This is a genomic window from Pseudonocardia sp., assembly GCF_025465255.1.
In the GTDB taxonomy this organism is placed as follows: Bacteria; Actinomycetota; Actinomycetes; order Mycobacteriales; family Pseudonocardiaceae; genus Pseudonocardia.
Genome location: NZ_JAODNI010000108.1, coordinates 1 through 17415 on the forward strand (window position 1 = coordinate 1; position 17415 = coordinate 17415).

16 protein-coding genes are annotated in these 17415 nt (G+C 75.4%); 10 read left to right on the forward strand and 6 right to left on the reverse strand.

Features of this window, described 5'->3' with window-relative positions:
* Both JWP64_RS11805 and JWP64_RS11810 read left to right on the forward strand, forming a co-directional pair.
* A partial coding sequence (locus tag JWP64_RS11805; protein ID WP_297495814.1) for a DUF58 domain-containing protein occupies positions 1-957 on the forward strand: 957 nt, incomplete at its 5' end.
* Positions 954-3221 carry a transglutaminaseTgpA domain-containing protein gene (locus JWP64_RS11810; RefSeq protein ID WP_297495816.1) on the forward strand — a complete coding sequence of 756 codons (2268 nt, stop codon included), beginning with the start codon at positions 954-956 and terminating at the stop codon, positions 3219-3221. The genes JWP64_RS11805 and JWP64_RS11810, both read left to right, overlap by 4 nt.
* 190 nt (positions 3222-3411) lie before the next feature.
* On the opposite strand, the gene JWP64_RS11815 is transcribed toward JWP64_RS11810, so the two are convergent.
* Positions 3412-3801: a DUF3040 domain-containing protein gene (locus JWP64_RS11815; protein WP_297495990.1), complete on the reverse strand. Its 390-nt coding sequence runs from the start codon at positions 3799-3801 to the stop codon at positions 3412-3414.
* Positions 3802-4329: 528 nt separating this feature from the next.
* Positions 4330-5091, reverse strand: a complete 762-nt coding sequence (locus JWP64_RS11820; protein WP_297495818.1) for a methyltransferase — start codon at positions 5089-5091, stop codon at positions 4330-4332.
* Positions 5092-5134: 43 nt separating this feature from the next.
* Here JWP64_RS11820 and JWP64_RS11825 point away from each other — a divergent pair, with 43 nt between their 5' ends.
* Positions 5135-6079: a ParA family protein gene (locus JWP64_RS11825; RefSeq protein ID WP_297495991.1), complete on the forward strand. Its 945-nt coding sequence runs from the start codon at positions 5135-5137 to the stop codon at positions 6077-6079.
* A 16-nt stretch (positions 6080-6095) separates the two neighbouring features.
* Here JWP64_RS11825 and JWP64_RS11830 read toward each other — a convergent pair whose 3' ends face one another.
* Positions 6096-6503, reverse strand: coding sequence for an SAV_6107 family HEPN domain-containing protein (locus JWP64_RS11830; protein ID WP_297495820.1), 408 nt, complete (start codon positions 6501-6503; stop codon positions 6096-6098).
* Between the two features lie 104 nt (positions 6504-6607).
* The gene (locus JWP64_RS11835) at positions 6608-6922 is read right to left on the reverse strand and encodes a hypothetical protein (RefSeq protein ID WP_297495821.1); all 315 of its coding nucleotides are present in this window, start codon (positions 6920-6922) and stop codon (positions 6608-6610) included.
* A 285-nt stretch (positions 6923-7207) separates the two neighbouring features.
* Between JWP64_RS11835 and JWP64_RS11840 the strand changes: the two genes are divergently transcribed.
* Both JWP64_RS11840 and JWP64_RS11845 read left to right on the forward strand, forming a co-directional pair.
* On the forward strand, positions 7208-7795 hold the full coding sequence (locus tag JWP64_RS11840; RefSeq protein ID WP_297495822.1) for a GNAT family N-acetyltransferase: 588 nt from the start codon (positions 7208-7210) through the stop codon (positions 7793-7795).
* 298 nt (positions 7796-8093) lie between these two features.
* Positions 8094-8807 (forward strand): DUF3153 domain-containing protein, encoded by a 714-nt coding sequence (locus tag JWP64_RS11845; protein WP_297495824.1) that lies wholly within the window; start codon positions 8094-8096, stop codon positions 8805-8807.
* Between the two features lie 47 nt (positions 8808-8854).
* Here JWP64_RS11845 and JWP64_RS11850 read toward each other — a convergent pair whose 3' ends face one another.
* On the reverse strand, positions 8855-9763 hold the full coding sequence (locus JWP64_RS11850; protein WP_297495826.1) for a methylenetetrahydrofolate reductase: 909 nt from the start codon (positions 9761-9763) through the stop codon (positions 8855-8857).
* 167 nt (positions 9764-9930) lie between these two features.
* Here JWP64_RS11850 and JWP64_RS11855 point away from each other — a divergent pair, with 167 nt between their 5' ends.
* Genes JWP64_RS11855 through JWP64_RS11870 form a run of 4 tightly spaced genes read left to right on the forward strand, consistent with a single transcriptional unit; the run spans position 9931 to position 15185 of the window.
* On the forward strand, positions 9931-10983 hold the full coding sequence (locus tag JWP64_RS11855; protein WP_297495992.1) for a polyprenyl synthetase family protein: 1053 nt from the start codon (positions 9931-9933) through the stop codon (positions 10981-10983).
* Entirely contained in the window at positions 10980-12581 is a 1602-nt protein-coding gene (crtI, locus tag JWP64_RS11860; protein ID WP_297495828.1) for a phytoene desaturase family protein, read from the forward strand. Before JWP64_RS11855 ends, crtI begins: the two co-directional genes overlap by 4 nt.
* Entirely contained in the window at positions 12578-14248 is a 1671-nt protein-coding gene (mptB, locus tag JWP64_RS11865) for a polyprenol phosphomannose-dependent alpha 1,6 mannosyltransferase MptB (RefSeq protein ID WP_297495830.1), read from the forward strand. Before crtI ends, mptB begins: the two co-directional genes overlap by 4 nt.
* Positions 14229-15185: a phytoene/squalene synthase family protein gene (locus tag JWP64_RS11870; protein WP_297495832.1), complete on the forward strand. Its 957-nt coding sequence runs from the start codon at positions 14229-14231 to the stop codon at positions 15183-15185. The genes mptB and JWP64_RS11870 overlap by 20 nt, the downstream gene beginning before the upstream one ends.
* A gap of 18 nt (positions 15186-15203) precedes the next feature.
* Here the strand turns inward: JWP64_RS11870 and JWP64_RS11875 are convergent, their stop codons facing one another.
* On the reverse strand, positions 15204-15575 hold the full coding sequence (locus JWP64_RS11875; protein ID WP_297495834.1) for an Rv2175c family DNA-binding protein: 372 nt from the start codon (positions 15573-15575) through the stop codon (positions 15204-15206).
* A gap of 79 nt (positions 15576-15654) precedes the next feature.
* Between JWP64_RS11875 and pknB the strand changes: the two genes are divergently transcribed.
* Entirely contained in the window at positions 15655-17409 is a 1755-nt protein-coding gene (gene pknB / locus JWP64_RS11880) for a Stk1 family PASTA domain-containing Ser/Thr kinase (protein ID WP_297495835.1), read from the forward strand.
* Positions 17410-17415 lie beyond the last annotated feature (6 nt).

The following is a 17415-nucleotide window of genomic DNA, read 5'->3' on the forward strand; positions in this document are numbered from 1 at the left end:
CCGGTGCCCGGGGCGCTGCGGCTCGCGGACGCGGTCCCGGACGCCGCCGGCGCGGCCCGGGGTGCCCCGCCCTGCTTCACGGTGCACCGCCTCGGCTCCGCCGGCGCCACCGTCACCTATCCCCTGCGGCCCCCGCTCCGCGGCGCGCACCGGATCGGCCCGCTGGCCTGCCGCGCCACGGACGCGCTCGGCCTCGTCGAGCTGACGAGTGAGCTCCTGCCCGCGGACCGGCTGCTCGTGCTGCCCCGGGTCGCCGTGCTGTGCGGGGTGCCCGCGGCGCTCGGCGGCGGGGAGGGCACGCCCGGGGCCGCCGTCGCCCATCAGGGCCAGGGCTCCCCGGACGTGCTGATCCGCGGCTACCGGCAGGGTGACGAGCTGCGCCGGGTGCACTGGAAGAGCACGGCCCGGCACGACGAGCTGATGGTCCGGCTCGAGGAACGCCCGTGGCGCGGCGGCATCACGGTCCTGCTGGACCGCCGGGGCGACGCGCACCGCGGGCACGGCCCGGGGTCGAGCCTGGAGTTCGCGGTCAGCATGGCGGCGAGCATCGGCGTGCACCTGATCCGCCGCGGCGAGCCGGTCGAGCTGGTCACCGAGAACGGCACGTCGCTCAAGGCGTCGGACGGCGTCGACGCGCTGCTCGACGGGCTCGCGGTCCTGCGTCCGGTCTCGTCGCCGTCGCTGGCCGGGCCGCCGCTCGCCACGGCGGACGACCTCGTCGCGATCCTGGGCGCGCTCGCGCCGGGGGACGCGCAGACCCTCGCGGAGCGCCGGCCGGCGGGCGGCTACGCGATCCTCCTGGACGTCGCGACGTGGGACCGGGGCAGCCCGACCGCCGCCGCCTCGGCGGCGGTGCTGCGCCGGATGGGCTGGCACGTCGCCGTGGTGGCCGCGGGCACCGGCGTCGAGCGGGCGTGGGACGCGGTCGTCGCCGCGGAGCGGGTGCGGGTCTCGTGACAGCCCCCACCGCCGTCCGGCCGGACGCGCCCGCACCGCCTCCGGCACCGGGGCGGCCGGCCTGGCGCTGGATCTCGCCGGTCGGCGCCGGTGCTGCCGTGCTGCTGGCCGGGGCCCCGGTGTCCGCGGTCGTGCAGGGCGGGACGTGGCTCGGGTACGCCGTCGCCGCCGTCGGCCTGGTCGTCGTGCTCGGGACCGCGGCACAGCGGCTGGCTGGGGCCGCGGTGCTGATCGCCCAGGTCCTGGGCCTGCTCGAACTGCTCACGCTGCTCTTCACGGACAGCGCGTTCCCCGGCCCCGGCGCGTTCGCCTCGGCCGGGGACCTCCTCGCCGAGGCCGGGAGCACGATCGACACCGGCACCGCGCCCGTCGCCGGGACCCCCGGGATCCTGCTCCTGACCACCGCCGCGTTCGGCCTGCTCGCCGTCGCCGTGCACGGCATCGCCGTGTCCGCGGACGCCCCCGCCGCCGGTGGCGTGCCCCTGCTCTGCGTCTTCGCGGTCCCCACCGCGCTGGCCGACCAGCTGCTCCCCTGGTGGGCGGTGATCGCGGCCGCCGCCGGGTTCGGGGTCCTGCTCGTCGCCCGGGACGGCGGGCGTCGGCACGCGCCGGCCGGGGCGGTCGTCGTCGCGGTCGCGGCCGTGGTCGCGCTCCTGGCCGGCTCGACGGTGACGCTGGTCGGCACCGGTGGCCGCTTCACCGGCAACGGAGCCGGCGGGGGCGGCGGCTCGATCGGGCTCAACCCGTTCACGTCGCTGCGCGGGCAGCTCACCCAGTCCGACCCGGTCGAGCTGTTCCGGGTCACCGGGCTCCCCGGGGCCACCTACCTGCGCGCCCTCACGCTCCGGGAGTACGTGCCGGACACCGGCTGGCAGGCGTCGGCGCCCCAGCCGGGCGTGCCGGTCGCCGGGCCCCTCTCGCCGAACGCCCCGCCCGGGGATCCCGTGACGGTCGACGTCGAGAACCTCGGTTTCCGGGACTACTGGCTGCCGGTCTACGGGACACCGCGGTCCGTGACGGGCGTCGACGAGGACCGGTGGGCCTACGACCAGAGCAGCGGCACGGCCTACAGCTCCCGCCCCCGCGAGGAGGCCTCGTGGCAGCAGCAGGCCGTGCTGCCCAGCCCGAGCGCCGAACAGCTGCGCGCCGCGTCCGGCCCCAACGTCGTCGACCGCGCGTACCTCGACACCGCCGGGGTCGACCCCCGGGTGTCGGCGCTCGCGGCGCAGGTCACCCGCGGCGCCGGGACGGAGTTCGACAAGGCCATCTCCCTCGTCGACTTCTTCACCGGCCCGGACACCCGGTTCCGCTACAGCCTGCAGACGGCCCCCGGCAGCGGGGACGACGCACTGGTGGACTTCCTGACCGTCGGCAAGGCCGGGTACTGCGAGCAGTACGCGTCCGCGATGGCCGTCATGCTGCGGGCCGTGGACGTGCCCGCGCGCGTCGCCGTCGGGTTCACGGCCGGGACCGACACCGCCGACGGCCGCACGGTGACCACGCGGGACGCGCACGCCTGGGTCGAGGCCTGGTTCCCCGGCTACGGGTGGACGCTGTTCGACCCGACGCCGCTGACGGACGGCCGCACGGTGATCCCGCCGTACGTGCAGGAGGCGCAGGACGCCCAGAACGCCGCCGCGCAGGACGGCCAGGCCCAGGAGCTGCAGGAGGATCCGCTCCCGGCGGCGTCGGACCCGGCCCGGGCGGAACCCACGCCCCCGGTCGACACGCCGACCCCGGAGCCGACGGCCGCGCAGGACACCGGCAGCGGCACGCTGGGCGCCGTCGCGCTGACACTGCTGGTGGCGCTGATCGTCCTGGGGTTGCTGGGCGGGCCGGTGCTCGCGCGGAGGGTCCTGCGGAGACGCCGTCTCGCGGCCGTGGCCGCGGGCGGTCCGGGCGCGGCGGCCGCGGCCTGGGCCGAGATCCTGGCCGGGTCCCGGGACCGGGGCTACCCGCTCCCGCGGAGCGACACGGTGCGCACCGCGGCGCGCAGGCTGGTCCGGGAGCACGAGTTCGACGACGGCGCCCAGGACTCGTTGCGCGACGTCGTCCGTGGGGTGGAGGCGAGCTGGTACGGCGGCGCGCACCCGGATGCCGGCGAGCTGACGGACGCGGTGCGGGCCGTGTGCGCGGCGATCGGCGGGACGAGGGCGAGCCTGCGGCAGCGACTCCTCCCGGCGTCCGTCCTGGAGGGGATCAAGGAGCTGGGCGCGGCGCGGCGCGCAGGGTCGCGCGAGCGGGAGACGTCGGGCGCGGGCTGAGGGCTCGCGCTTCCGCGTGGGCTGGTGCCGCCGGGCCTCGACCCGGCGGGGACCCGCCGCCGCGGGCCGTCGGACCGGCGCGTCGGCGCACGAAAGAGCCGCGGCCCCGAGGGGGCCGCGGCTCGTCCGGTCTGTCGCTGGGTGTCTGTCGCTGGGTGCCCTCGGTCTCAGCCGTTCCGGGGCAGCCCGGTCACTCCTGCTCGAAGCGCTTGCGGAAGCGCTCCTCCATCCGGCCGGTGAAACGGTTCTTGTCCGGCTCCGCCGGGGTCTCGGAGCTCGCCGACCCCTTGTCGCCCGCGCCGCGGTAGCTGATCGCGAGCATCGTCCCGCCCAGCATCAGCAGGAAGCCGATCACGCTGACGATGGGGAACGGACCGAACTCGCGCAGCGCCGTCACGGCGACGCCGACGACGAGCAGCACCAGGCCCGCGGTGAAGACCGCGAGGCCCTGGATCCGCCGGCGCCGGCTCGGTTTGCGCAGCCGTCCACCACGCACGGTGGAGGCGAACTTGGGGTCCTCGGCGTAGAGAGCACGCTCGATCTGTTCGAGCAGGCGCTGCTCGTGCTCGGAGAGGGGCATGACGTCCTCCGGCACAACGGTCACTGTGTGCCTCGCCGTCCTTGGTGCCGGAACGACGCGACGAGCGCCCGGATTGGGCGTCTGCCACGAGGATACGAGCCGAACGCCTGGTCCACTACCCGCACGCCTGATCCCGTAGGGCTGATCTTCGAACGGCCGGTGTCGCGCGACGGCCTGACGACGCCCGGACGGAGTTCCCGCGGCGGGCGCGGACGGCCGTTCGGCGCTCGTCGATCACGTCCGGGCCGCCTTCCGGGCATCGATCCGGCACCCGGAGCAACCCGGATCGACCTCTTCGGGGTCCGCGAGGGCCGTTCGTGGCCCGCCCGGCCCGCGCTCTCGTCCGAGATCGTGATCACGTGGGCGCGGTGCGACGTGACCGGACTCACCGACGCTCCGTCCAGGTCGTCCGTGGCGCACGCCGGGGACGTCGGACGGGCGCGCCCAGGACGGCGTGCGGGACGTCCTCCTCGGCGCGCCGCACGGGACCGATGACGGTACCGACCGCCGCGCCCACCACGACCGCGGTCAGCCGCCCGCGCGCCGGGCGAGGACGTGCAGCCGGGCCGCGACCTCGCGCAGCGCGGGCACCGTCGACGCGAGGTCCTCGAGCTCGTCGACCGTCCGCTGCGTGGCCGCCCCTCCGTCCTGCACGGCGCCGGGGAGGTAGCCGGTGAGGACGTCGTCGCCCTGCAGGATCTCCACCCGGAGCTCGCCGGTCGCCTCGAGGAGCGCACCCAGGGCCGGGCCGTCGAAACGGCGGCGCAGGACGTCGTCCGGCCCGAAGCGACCGTCCGGGTCCGTGAGCACCGCCCGGGCCTCGGCCAATCGGCCCAGGAGCACCCGGCCCAGCACCGCGGAGTTGCGGGAGGCCGCGAGGATCGACACGGCGGCGCCCGGAGCGGCCACCGCGATCAGCGAGGCGACGGCGCGGGCCGGGTCGTCGACCACTTCGAGCAGCCCGTGCCCGAGCACGAGGTCCGCGTCGGGGGGCACCAGGTCGGTGAGCTGGTCCACGTCGCCCTGCATCGGCGTCACCAGCGGGTGCACGCCCGCGTCCCGCGCCCGGCGTTCGAGCGCCGCCAGCGCGTTCGGGCTGGTGTCCACCACCGTGACCGCGCAGCCGGCCGCCGCGAGCGGGACCGCCCACGAGCCGCTGCCCCCGCCCACGTCCACGACGCGGGGCGGCTGCCCGGGCCGGGCCGCCCGGACCCGGGCCACCTCGGCATCCAGGACACGGTGCACCGCGCCGCCGGTCGTTCCGGACCGTTGCTCTGCCGCCGTACTCACACGCGCAGCGTAGTGCCGGGCGGGAGAAGGTAGGTTGATCGCCGTGCAGGTCGTCGCCACTCTCAGCCTCAAGGGCGGGGTCGGGAAGACCACTGTCGCGCTCGGACTCGCCGGGGCTGCCCTGCAGAACGGGTTGCGCACCCTCGTCGTCGACCTGGATCCGCAGGCCAACGCCACCATCGCGCTCGACGCCGCGCCGACCACCGCGACCATCGCCGACGTGCTCGACGAGCCGCGGATGTCCGTCCTGCGCGAGGCGATCGTGCCCAGCGCGTGGGGCGAGGGCCTCGATGTGCTCGTCGGCGCCGAGCAGAACGAGCGGCACAACCATCCGGACCCGGGGACCAAGCAGCTCGGCCGGCTGGTGCGGGCGCTCCAACGACTCGAGGAACCCGGCTGGGGCGGCATCGACGACCTGCCCGCGGAGCCCTACCAGCTGGTGATCATCGACTGCCCGCCCTCCCTCGGGCAGCTCACCCGCAGCGCGCTCACCGCGGCGGACCGGGCCATCCTGGTCACCGACCCCACGATGTTCGCGGTCTCCGGGGTCCAGCGGGCCTTCGACGCCGTGCAGACCGAGCGGGAGCGCGGCAACCCGGAACTCCAGCCGCTCGGCGTGCTGATCAACCGGGTCCGCCCGCGCAACGCCGAGCACGACTTCCGGATCAACGAGCTGCGCGAGCTCTTCGGCGCCCTCGTGTTCACCAGCGTGCTGCCGGACCGCTCGGCCGTGCAGCAGGCCCAGGGCGCGTGCCTGCCGATCCAGGCGTGGGACACGCCCGGGGCCCGGGAGGTCGCGGCGGTCTTCACCACACTGCTGGGCCGGGTGTTGCGGGCGGGGCGGCGACGTTCCGCCGAGGAGAACGGCACCGGTGGGACGGACTCCGCCGTCGATTCGGACTCCGCCGTCGATTCAGCGTTCGCTGCCGAAGCGGACGCCGGTGCCGAAGCGGACGCCGGGGCCGACGCCTCGGCCGCCGACGCCTGACAGCCCGCCGGGCCGGCTACCGGGCCGTCACCAACTCCCGCACGATGCCGACGAACTGCTCGGCCTGCCGCAGCAGGTCGTCCGCGTCCCGCCGGCTCACCAGGCGTTCGATGCCCGCCTCGGCGGCGGCCCGGGTGCTCGAGCAGGCGGCGAAGAACGCCGCCCACTCACCCAGCTCGGGCGCCACCTCGCGGAGCAGCTGCCAGACGCTGCGCGACGCCCCGCGCCGCGGCTTCGGCCGGGCGCGGACCGCCAGCACCGAGGCCCCGGCGCGCAGGGCCGCGAGGTAGGCCGCCGGGTACCGCAGCAGCGGCTCCGGGTTCCGGTGCCCCTCGGCGATGCACTCCGACGCCTGCCGCAGCAGGCCGAGCGCCGCCGGGGGAACCGGGGCGTGCAGGGTCCGTTCGGTCGCCGTGATCGTCATCCGGATCGCTCCTCCGCTCGCTTCCCGTCCACTGCCCACTCCGTTCCGTGCCGGGCACGGCCCGTCACCCGCTCTCGGTCCGGCCCGTCACCCCGTCCGGCCCGTCACTCGGCCCGGACCAGATCCCACACGCCGGGCCCGGCCCGCATTCGCAGGACGAACTCCATCGCCGGCGCCTGCGGCTCCTCGGCCGACCGCGCCACGACCCGCCAGCACCGCAGCCGATCCCCGCCGACCGGCATCGGCGACGGGAACGGCCACGGCGACTCCTCGATCCACTGGTCGCGCACGTCCGTGACCAGGTACCGCGATCCGCGTCGCGACGGCCTGCGCTCGAACTCCACCGGCTCGCCGCTCTGCCAGCGGACCTGGACCGGCGCAGGCTCACGCGGACCGAAGACGCGGGAGAAAGCACCCACCCCGACTCACCCTCCTTCCGGTCGGCCCCGGCCCGACCGTCGTCCGGCCGCTCCGGGGTCGGGGCGCTTCCCCCACCCCGACCCCGGAACAGCCTTCATCGAACGCATGTTCGATGTCTCCAGTACAGCGTGCCCCGGCCCACTCGTCAAGTCGACGCGGCACTCGTCCGGGCTGGTGGGCGGGAACACCCGAACGGACGACGGAGGCACGGGCGGCTCCCGGGCCAGGGCATGAATCGACGGATCGTGGTGTGATGGACGGGTGACGAGCCACCCGGGCCGCCGATGACCGCCGCGCCGCCGCGGCCCCGACTGGTCGCGCTGACCGCGGCCGACCTCGCCGAACGTCTCGGCGAGGCGCTCGACGTGTACGTCTCCGCCATGGGCTACCCGCCGAGCACCGCCCGCCAGCGCCGGGCGCTCTGGCTCGAGCACGCCCGGCGGCCCGGCTGGCGCGCGGTCGGCTGGCTCGGTCCCGCGGGGATCCTGATCGGCATCGGCTACGGCTACACCGGCGGACCGGGACAGTGGTGGTTCGAGGAGGTCCGGCGCGGGCTCGCGGCCCGGGGGATGTCCCGGAGCCACTTGGAGCCGGACTGGCTCGGGGACTACTTCGAGCTCACCGAACTGCACGTCCGCCCGGACGCCCAGGGCTCCCGTCTCGGGGAGGGCCTGCTGCGCGCGCTGCTGCAGGACGTCCCACACCGCCGGGTGCTGCTCTCCACACCGGAGTACGGCCACCGCCAGCCGGGCCGGGCCTGGCGCCTCTACCGCCGTCTCGGCTTCTCGGACGTCCTGCGGGACCACCGCTTCACGGGCGACACCCGCCCCTTCGCCGTCCTCGGCCGCGAGCTCCCGCTCCCCCCGGCCTGACGCTCCCCGGCCAGGCGCCGGAGATCACCGTTCTCGGCCTCCCGGCCACGGATGACCGCGACCGGGTCGCGGACGGCGATCTTGCACATCACCGGGGCCATGATCGGGTTCCGCGGTACGGGGCGGCCACTCAAGGCCGGGATGTACCGCGGTCGGTGATCACCGAGCATCGACGCGCCCCCGGTGGTCGTCGGCGCGCCCCGTTCCCCGGCACCCACCCCCCGCCGGCGCAGCCGACGCGCCACCCCGCGACCGGCGGGTGCGCGGAACCGTCGGACCCCGATGGCACGATGTGCCCATGCTCTCCCCCGCACCGTCCAGTTCGACCCGGGCAGGTACCGGCACGGCGAGCCCGGGCCGGTCGCGGCGCAGGCGGGCCGTCGCGGTGCTGCTGCTCGCGGTGACCGTCGTCGGGCTGCTCGGCGGCTGCGCCCGGGTCCGCACCGCGCTGGCGGTGCAGCCGGACGACACCGTGACGGGCGAGATCATCATCGCCACCCCGCCGAGGAACGCCGATGACAAGGGACCTCAGATCACCGTCCCGGCGGACCTGCAGAGCGAGATCGACGTCTCGGAGTACGACCAGGACAACTACGTCGGCTCCGTCCTGCGCTTCTCCGGGTTGACGTTCGACCAGGTCGCGCAGCTGCCGCAGGTCGGGGGCGCGGCGGGCGAGCGGATGACGATCTCGATGCGCCGCGCGGGCAACCGGGTGGTCGTCGACGCCACCGCGGACCTGACCACCGTCCCGGTGGACCGCGCGGACTTCCAGCTCAAGATCAGCTTTCCGGGCGAGGTCCTGGACACCAACGGCGAGAACGACTCCGGCACCGTGAGCTGGAGCTTCACGCCCGGCGAGGTGGGGGACGCCAACGCGATCGTCGCCTACGACGACCCCGGGGCCCCGTCCGTCGCGGGCTGGACCTTCGGTCTGACCCTGCTGGTCGCCGCCGCCGTCGCCGCCGTCGCCATGCTGGCGCACCGGACCCGCAACCCGCCGGTCCGGCCCTGAGCCCACCTCGCGAAAGGCGAGGCCCACAAGGGCACGAAGGGCGTGGGTCAGGCCCCCACCCGGGACGCGACGAGCCCGAGCCGGGTGACCAGCTCCGTCGTGGCCAGGGAGCGGTTCAGCGTGTAGAAGTGCAGGTTCCGCACGCCCTCGGCGAGCAGCCGCTCACAGAGCTCGTGCGTGACGTCCAGGCCGGCGGACCGGAAGTCCTTCGGATCCGTGTACGGCTCCATCCGCTCCGCGAGCCCGGGCGGCAACGGCGCGCCGGAGAGCTCCGGCCCGCGTCGCAGGGTCTTCGCGCTGAGCAGCGGCATGATCCCCGGCAGCAGCGGGGCGTCGCAGCCCGCCGCCTCGAGCCGGTCCCGCAATCGCAGGAAGCCCTCCGGCTCCCAGAACAGCTGGGTGACGGCGAAGTCCGCGCCCGCGCGCATCTTGGCCAACAGGCGTTGGAAGTCGCTGTCGAGGTCCGCGGAACGCGGGTGCCCGTACGGGAACGCCGCGACGCCCACGCAGAACGAGCCGGAGCGCTTCACGAGCCGCACCAGGTCGTCCGCGTACTCGACGCCCTCCGGGTGCTTCGTCCACTCGCCCAGCGGGTCGCCGGGAGGGTCCCCCCGGATCACCAGGACATTGCTGATGCCCGCGGCGGCGTAGTGCCCGAGGACGTGTCGCAGCTCCGCGACCGAGTGCGAGACCGCCGTGAGGTGCGCCGTCGGGACGAGCGTGGTGTCCGTCGCGATCCGCGCCGTCGTCCGCACCGTCCGGTCCCGGCTGGAGCCGCCGGCGCCGTAGGTCACCGAGACGAAGGACGGGTCGAGCGGTTCGAGGCGGCGGACCGCACGCCAGAGCTCGGCCTCGCCGACGTCGTCCTTCGGCGGGAAGAATTCGACGGAGAACGTCGGGCGGTCGGCCGCGAGCCGCCCGATGACCGATCGGGGGGCAGCAGGAGTCGCGCTCACCCGAGCAGCGTACGGTTCCCGCTCCCCGCGCCGATACGCTGCACCGCCGATAGTCTCGGGCCGTGGTCCACCCCGCACAGCAGGCCCCGACCGGCTTTCCGACCTCCGTCCCGCACCGGGACCCCCCGCACGGTGCGACCGGTCCCGACTCGGACCTGGTCGGCCACGTGGAACGGGAGCTCGCCGACTATCTGCAGCAGCGCCGCGCGGAAGCCTCCGCGATCGGCCCCGTCTTCGGCGAGGCCACGGACGCGCTGACCCGCTTCGTCCTGCAGGGCGGCAAGCGGCTGCGCCCCACGTTCGCGTGGTGGGGCTGGCGCGGCGCGGGCGGCGAGGCCACCGGCCCGACGGCGGACGCGGTGCTCCGCGCGATCAGCGCTCTCGAGCTCGTGCAGGCCTCGGCCCTCGTCCACGACGACCTCATGGACGCCTCGGCGACGCGGCGGGGCAAGCCCACCGTGCACGTCGAGTTCGCCGCCCGGCACGCCGACGCGGGGTGGAGCGGGCGCCCGGCGCGGTTCGGTGCCGCGACCGCGATCCTGCTCGGCGACCTGGCCCTGACCTGGGCGGACGACCTCTTCCACTCCTCCGGTCTGCCCTCGGCCGCGGTCGCGCGGGCCCTGGAGCCCTGGCGCGGCATGCGCACCGAGGTCCTCGGCGGGCAGTTCCTGGACGTCCACACCCAGGCGACGGGCGACGAGTCGGTGGCCGCCGCGCTGCGGATCGACCGGTACAAGACCGCGGCCTACACGGTCGAGCGGCCGCTGCACCTGGGCGCGGCGCTCGCCGGCGCGGATCCGGACCTGGTCGCCGCCTACCGCCGCTTCGGCGCGGACATCGGCGTCGCCTTCCAGCTACGGGACGACCTGCTGGGCGTCTACGGCGACCCCGCGGTCACCGGCAAACCCGCGGGGGACGACCTGCGCGAGGGCAAGCGGACCGTCCTCGTCGCGCTGGCGCTGCAGCGGGCCACGGAACGCGGAGCCGACGCGCAGCGCGACGAGATCGTCTCCGCGCTCGGCGACCCCGAGCTCGACGAGCCACGGCTCGGCCGGGTGCGCGGGCTGCTGAACGAGCTGGGCGCGGTCCAGGCCGTCGAGCAGCGGATCGCCGCGCTCACCGGCTCCGCGCTGGACGCGCTGTCCGTCGCGCAGGTCGCCGAGCCCGCGGCCGCCGCGCTCGCGGACCTCGCCGTCCGGGCGACCAGGCGGCACTCTTGAGGCTCGGACGATCGACGCGGGGCACCGTCCCCGGCCCCACCGAACACGTGGTCGTCGTCGGCGCCGGTCTCGCCGGGCTCTCGGCCGCGCTGCACCTGCGCGGCGCCGGCCACGCCGTCACGCTCGTCGAACGGGCGGACCACCCGGGCGGCCGCGCCGGGGCGCTGGACCTGGACGTCGACGGCGGGACGTACCGGGTCGACACCGGACCCACCGTCCTCACCATGCCCGAGCTGCTCGACGACGCCCTGCGCGCCGTCGGCGACTCCCTCGCCGCACGGCTGGACCTGGTGCGGCTCGATCCCGCGTACCGCTGCACCTTCGCCGACGGCAGCTCCCTCGACGTCCACACCGACGCCGAGGCGATGGAGGCCGAGGTCCGGGACGTCTGCGGGCCCGCGGCGGCGGCCGGCTACGTCGAGCTGCGCCGCTGGCTGACCGAGCTCTACGAGACCGAGATCGACACCTTCATCGGCGCCAACTTCGACTCCCCGCTCGACCTCCTCGGCGGCGACCTCCTGCGACTGGCGAGGCTCGGCGGCTTCGGCCGGCTCGGCCCGCGGATCGCCCGCTACCTGCCGGACGAGCGGCTGCGCCGGATCTTCTCGTTCCAGGCGCTCTACGCGGGCCTGCCGCCGCAGCGCGCGCTCGGGGCGTACGGCGTCATCTCCTACATGGACACGATCGCCGGCGTGTACTTCCCGCGCGGCGGGATGCGGCAGGTCGGGCGGGCGCTGGCGGACGCGGCCTCGGACGCGGGCGTCGAGGTCCTGCTGGGCCGCGAGGTCACCGGGCTGGAACGCCGGGGCGGACGGGTCACCGCGATCCGGCACACCGCACCCGGCGACGCCCCGGACAGGGGCGCCGACACGGCCCGGCTGGCCTGTGACGCCGTCGTCCTCACCCCGGATCTCCCCCTCGTGCACCGGCTGCTGGGCCGCACCCCGAAACGGGTGGTGCCGATGCGCTGGTCCCCCAGCGCCGTCGTCCTGCACGCGGGGCTGCGGCGGCCGCGGCCGGAGCTGGCGCACCACACGATCTCCTTCGGCGAGGCCTGGGAGGACACGTTCCGCGAGATCGTCGACGACGGCGCGCTGATGAGCGACCCGTCGCTGCTGCTCACCCGGCCCACGGCGACGGACCCGGGCCTCGCCCCGCCGGACCGGGACCTGCTGTTCGTCCTCGCCCCGTGCCCCAACACCGACGCCGCGCCGTTCGACTGGCAGCGCCTGGGGCCCGCCTACCGGGACGAGCTCCTCGGCGTCCTGGAGCAGCGCGGGTACGACGGCCTGACCGGGGACATCGAGGTGTCCCGGCTCGTCACGCCCGCGGACTGGGCGGCGCAGGGCCACGCCGCCGGCACCCCGTTCTCCGCGGCGCACACGTTCGCCCAGACCGGCCCGTTCCGGCCGCGCAACACCGTCCGCGACCTGGACAACGTCGTGCTGGCCGGCTGCGGGACCACCCCCGGCGTCGGCATCCCGCCCGTCCTGATCTCCGGCCGGCTGGCCGCCGAGCGGATCACCGGCCGACACCGCCGGACGGAGGGTCCCGAAAGGACCGGAAGCCCGGCCGTGCGAGCATGGTCCCCGACATGACCGCGCAGCCCTCACCTCCGGTGCCCCGGCCGGCCACGCCCGCCCGGGACGTCCCGCGCGCCGGCACGCCGGTTCCCGACGTCAGCGACCCGGATCCCGAGCCGGGCGGGGTCGTCACCGCGACGCTGCCCGCCGAGGCCGCGGACCCGCCCGCCGAGCGCCGGCCCGGCCTGGTCGAGCGGATGGGCGCCCCGCCGCGGAAGCCGCTGTTCCTGGGGCTCACCGCATCGTTACTGCTGCTGGTCGGTGGCTTCGGTGGCGGTGGCATCCTGCGCCGGGACCCGGTCCTGACGAACTCGCCGCTCGGTTTCTGGCGCTACGGCCACGGGGCGGAGCTCGCCACCGCGCTGATGTACCTCGGCGTGATCCTGATGGCGTGGGCGTGGGTGCTGCTGGGCCGGGAGGTCCTGGCCGGCCGGATCGGCGGCCGCGCGGTGCTGAGCACGTCGCTCGTGTGGATCGTGCCGGTGCTGCTCGGCCCGCCCCTGTTCACCCGGGACGTCTACAGCTACCTGGCCCAGGGTGCGCTGCCGCTGTTCGGCCTGGACCCCTACGGCGTCGGCCCGGAGGCCATGCCGGGGGTCTTCACCGACAACGTGCACTACTTCTGGCAGGACACCCCGGCACCGTACGGCCCGCTGTTCATCCTCCTGGCCAAGTCCTGGGCCTGGGTGACGCTGCAGACCGGCGGCGACATGATCGTCGGCGTGATCGGCATGCGGCTGGTCATGTGCCTCGGCCTGGTCCTGCTGGTCTGGACGCTGCCCGAGCTCACCCGCCGGCTCGGCGGGCGCCCCGCCACCGCGCTGTGGGTCGTCGTCGCGAACCCGGTCACCGTGATCCACCTGATCGGCGGCGGGCACAACGACCTGCTGGTCGTCGGGCTGCTGGCGGTCGGGTCGCTGTTCGCGCTGCGCGGCCGGCTCGTCCTGGCGATCGTGCTGGTCACCCTGGCGATGGCGACGAAGGCCTCCGCGGCCGTCGCGCTGCCCTTCCTGGTGATGATCTGGGCCGCGCGGATGGAGGGCCCGTTCAACCGGCGCCTGCTCCGCGCCGGGATGCTCGGCGTCGGGATCTTCGTCGTGACCTTCGGGGCCGTCACCCTCGCCGCGCAGGTGGACCTGGGCTGGCTGCCCGCGCTCAGCGCGCCGTCGATGATCGTGAACTGGCTGTCGCTCCCCACCGGCGTCGGCGAGTTCGTGCACACCGCGATCGGCGGGATCGCGACGCTGCCCAAGCAGCCGTTCATCAACGTCGCCCGCGTGATCGGCGGGATCGGCCTCGCCGCGATCTTCGTCGTCCAGTGGTGGCGTTCGCGCGAGGGCGGGCCGGACGCGATCCGCCGGGCCGGCATCGTGCTCGTCGCCGTCGCCCTGCTCTCCCCCGCGACGCTGCCCTGGTACCTCAGCTGGGGCATGGCCCTGCTGGCGATGACGGCGTGGAGCGCACGGGGGCTGCAGTGGCTGGTCTTCGGCTCGCTGTGGCTGGTGATCGTCTACTACCCCAACGGCGAGGCGGGCCTCTACAACTGGGGCTACCTGGCCATCTGCGCGGTGCTGGCCGCCCTGGCCTCGGTGTCCCTGCTCCGGCCGGACCCGCTCGGGCTCGGCCGCTCGCGGGCCGTCCCGGCCGAACCCGCGCCCGCGCGTGCCGACGCGGCAGGCTGAGCTCGACGCCGCCGGGATCACGGATCCGGCGCTGCGGGCCGCATACACGACCTGCCGCGAGCTGAACTCCGCCCACGGGCGCACGTACTTCCTCGCCACCCGCCTGCTGTCCCCGGACCGCCGGCCCGCGATCCACGCGTTGTACGGCTTCGCGCGGTACGCGGACGAGATCGTCGACGACCTGTCCGACGGCCGGGACGCCGAGGCGCGGGCCGACGCGCTCGACGACCTGGGCGTCGACCTCGTGGCCGCGTTCGACGGGGTGGCCGTCGAATCCCCGGTGATCACCGCCGTCGCGGACACCGTGCGCCGCTACGGGATCGACCGGACCCTCTTCGCGGCGTTCCTGACGTCGATGCGGATGGACACGCACGTCACCGGCTACCCGACCGCCGCCCACCTGGGCCGCTACGTGTACGGCTCCGCGGCGGTGATCGGCCTGCAGGTGCTCCCGGTGCTCGGGACCGTGGTCCCCCGGACGGAGGCCGAGGGCCCCGCCGCGGCCCTCGGCGTCGCTTTCCAGATGACGAACTTCCTCCGCGACGTCGGCGAGGACCTGGACCGCGGCCGCGTCTACCTGCCGGCGGACGAACTGGCGGCGTTCGGCGTGGACCGGGAGCTGTTGCTGTGGTGCCGGCGCACCCGGCGCACGGACCGCCGCGTCCGCCGGGCGCTGGCCCACCTCGTCGCGACGACGCGGGCGACCTACCGCCGGGCCGCGCCGGGTGTCGCGATGCTGCATCCGGCGTCGCGGGACTGCGTGGCCTGCGCGTTCACCCTCTACAGCGACATCCTGGACGAGATCGTGGCGGCGGACTATGCCGTGGTGAACCGTCGCGTCGTCGTGCCGAACCGGCGGCGGGCGGCTGTGGCCCTGCCCCGGCTGGTCCGCGCCTTCGGCGCCCGTGCGCGGCAGGTCGCGCCGGAGCACCACTGACCGCGCACGAGCGGCCTTCTAGAACGCCATTGCCTGCGCGCGGCGCTTGATCTCGCGGTGCCGGCCCTCCACGAGGGCGTCGATCGGCGCGCCGGGCAGCGTGTCGTCCGCCTGGAAGAGCCAGCGCAGGATGTCCGGGTCCGAGTAGCCGCCGTCGCGCAGGACGGTGATCGTGCCCGGCAGGCCTTTCACCACCTCGGTCTCGACGAGGAACGCCGCCGGGATCACCGCGGTGTCGTCCTTCTTGAACGACAGCAGCTGGCCGTCCCGCACCAGCTGGTGGACCCGGGTCACAGGGATCCCCATCGCGGCGGCGACGTCCGACACGGGGATGGTCTCGATCTCGTCGGGCAGAACCGACGCGGATGCAGATGAAGAAACCTCACTCACACCGGACAGCCTTCCACAGCACCGTATGCGACGGGAGCCACCGGGCAGGGCGAAAACCGCGCGACGGTACCGTCGAGGGGTGAACGCCCCCACCGGTTCGGCAGGAGCGCTGCTGGACGCGCGCTACCGTCTGGGCCCGGTGATCGCCCGCGGCGGCATGTCCACCGTGTACCGCGGGACGGACACCCGGCTGGACCGCCCGGTCGCGATCAAGATCATGGATCCGCGGATGGCGGCCGATCCCGCCTTCCGCACCCGGTTCGAGCGCGAGGCCCGCTCCGCCGCCCGGATCGACCACCCCTGCGTCGTCGACGTCCACGACCAGGGCCGCTTCGAGCCCCCGGGCGCCGATCCCACGCTCTTCCTCGTCATGGAGCTCGTGGAGGGCGGCACGCTGCGGGACGTGCTGCGCCGGCGCGGCGCCCTCGGCGTCCCGGCGGCCGTGGCGGTGATGGAGCCGGTCCTCGCCGGCCTCGCCCAGGCCCACCTCCTGCACATGGTGCACCGGGACGTCAAACCGGAGAACGTGCTCATCTCGCGCGCCGGCGAGGTCAAGGTCGCGGACTTCGGGCTGGTCACCGCGGCCGCGGATGCGGGCGTGAGCCACGCGGGGATGATCCTCGGGACGATGGCCTACCTCTCGCCCGAGCAGGTCGCCGCGGGCCAGGCGGACGCCCGCAGCGACGTCTACGCCGCCGGGGTGCTGTTCTACGAGCTCCTGACGGGTGCGCCGCCCTACTCCGGGGACCACGCGCTCTCCGTCGCCTACCGGCACGTGAACGACGACGTGCCGCCGCCGTCCGCGATCGCCACCGAGGTCCCGCCCGAGCTCGACGAGCTGGTCCGCCGGGCGACGTCCCGTGACCCCGCGCAGCGGCCACCGGACGCGGGGGCGTTCCTCGCCGAGCTGGGGCATGTCCGCCGGCTGCTGGCGATCCCCCGGGTGCCCGTCCCGCAGCCGCCGCCCCCGCCCGTCGAGGAGCAGGACACCGTTCCCGCGGCGTCCCCTCCTGCCGGCCCCGGGCCGGGAGGCACCCGGGCCATGAGCCGCGAGGTGCCGGCGCCGGCCGCCACCGGGACGTCGGTCGCCCCGCGCCCCGAGGCCCTCGCCGACCACCGCATCGCGCGGCGCCGCAGCCGCCGGGTGTTCGCGATCTGGGTCGTGGTCGTACTGGTCCTCGGGCTCGCCGTCGGCACGGCCGCGTGGTGGCTCGGCAGCGGCCGCTGGACGGCCATGCCGTCGGTGATCGGGCTGGACCGGACCGCGGCCGAGCAGGTGCTCGCCGAGGCGGACCTGGTCGTCTCGGTCACCGAGGAGCACCGGGACGACGTGGCCGCGGACGTCGTCGCGGAGACCACCCCCGGCGTCGCGGCCCGGTTGCTGCGGGGCAGCGCGGTCACGCTGACCGTGTCGAGCGGACGCCCGGTGGTGCCCGCCATCGCACCCGGAGTGACCGTCGCGGCCGCCGAGCAGACCGTACGGGATGCCGAGCTCACGCCCGTCCGCTCCACCACGGCCGCCGAGTTCAGCGAGACCGTGCCCGAGGGCGCCGTCGTCCGGACGGATCCGGCGGCGGGGGCCGCGCTGCCGATCGGCGGCACGGTGACGCTCGTGGTCAGCAAGGGCGTCCCGCCGCCGCCCGAGGTGCGGGTGCCCGAGGTGACCGGCGAGCGCCTCGACGACGCCCGCGCCGCCCTCGCGGACGCGGGCCTGGACGTCGAGGTGGAGCAGCGCTTCCCGTTCGGCCGCCGCAACGGGATCGTGGTGGACCAGACCCCCGGCTCGGGGGAGTCCGTCGAGCCGGGGACCACGGTCACGCTCTCGGTCTTCTGAAGCCGG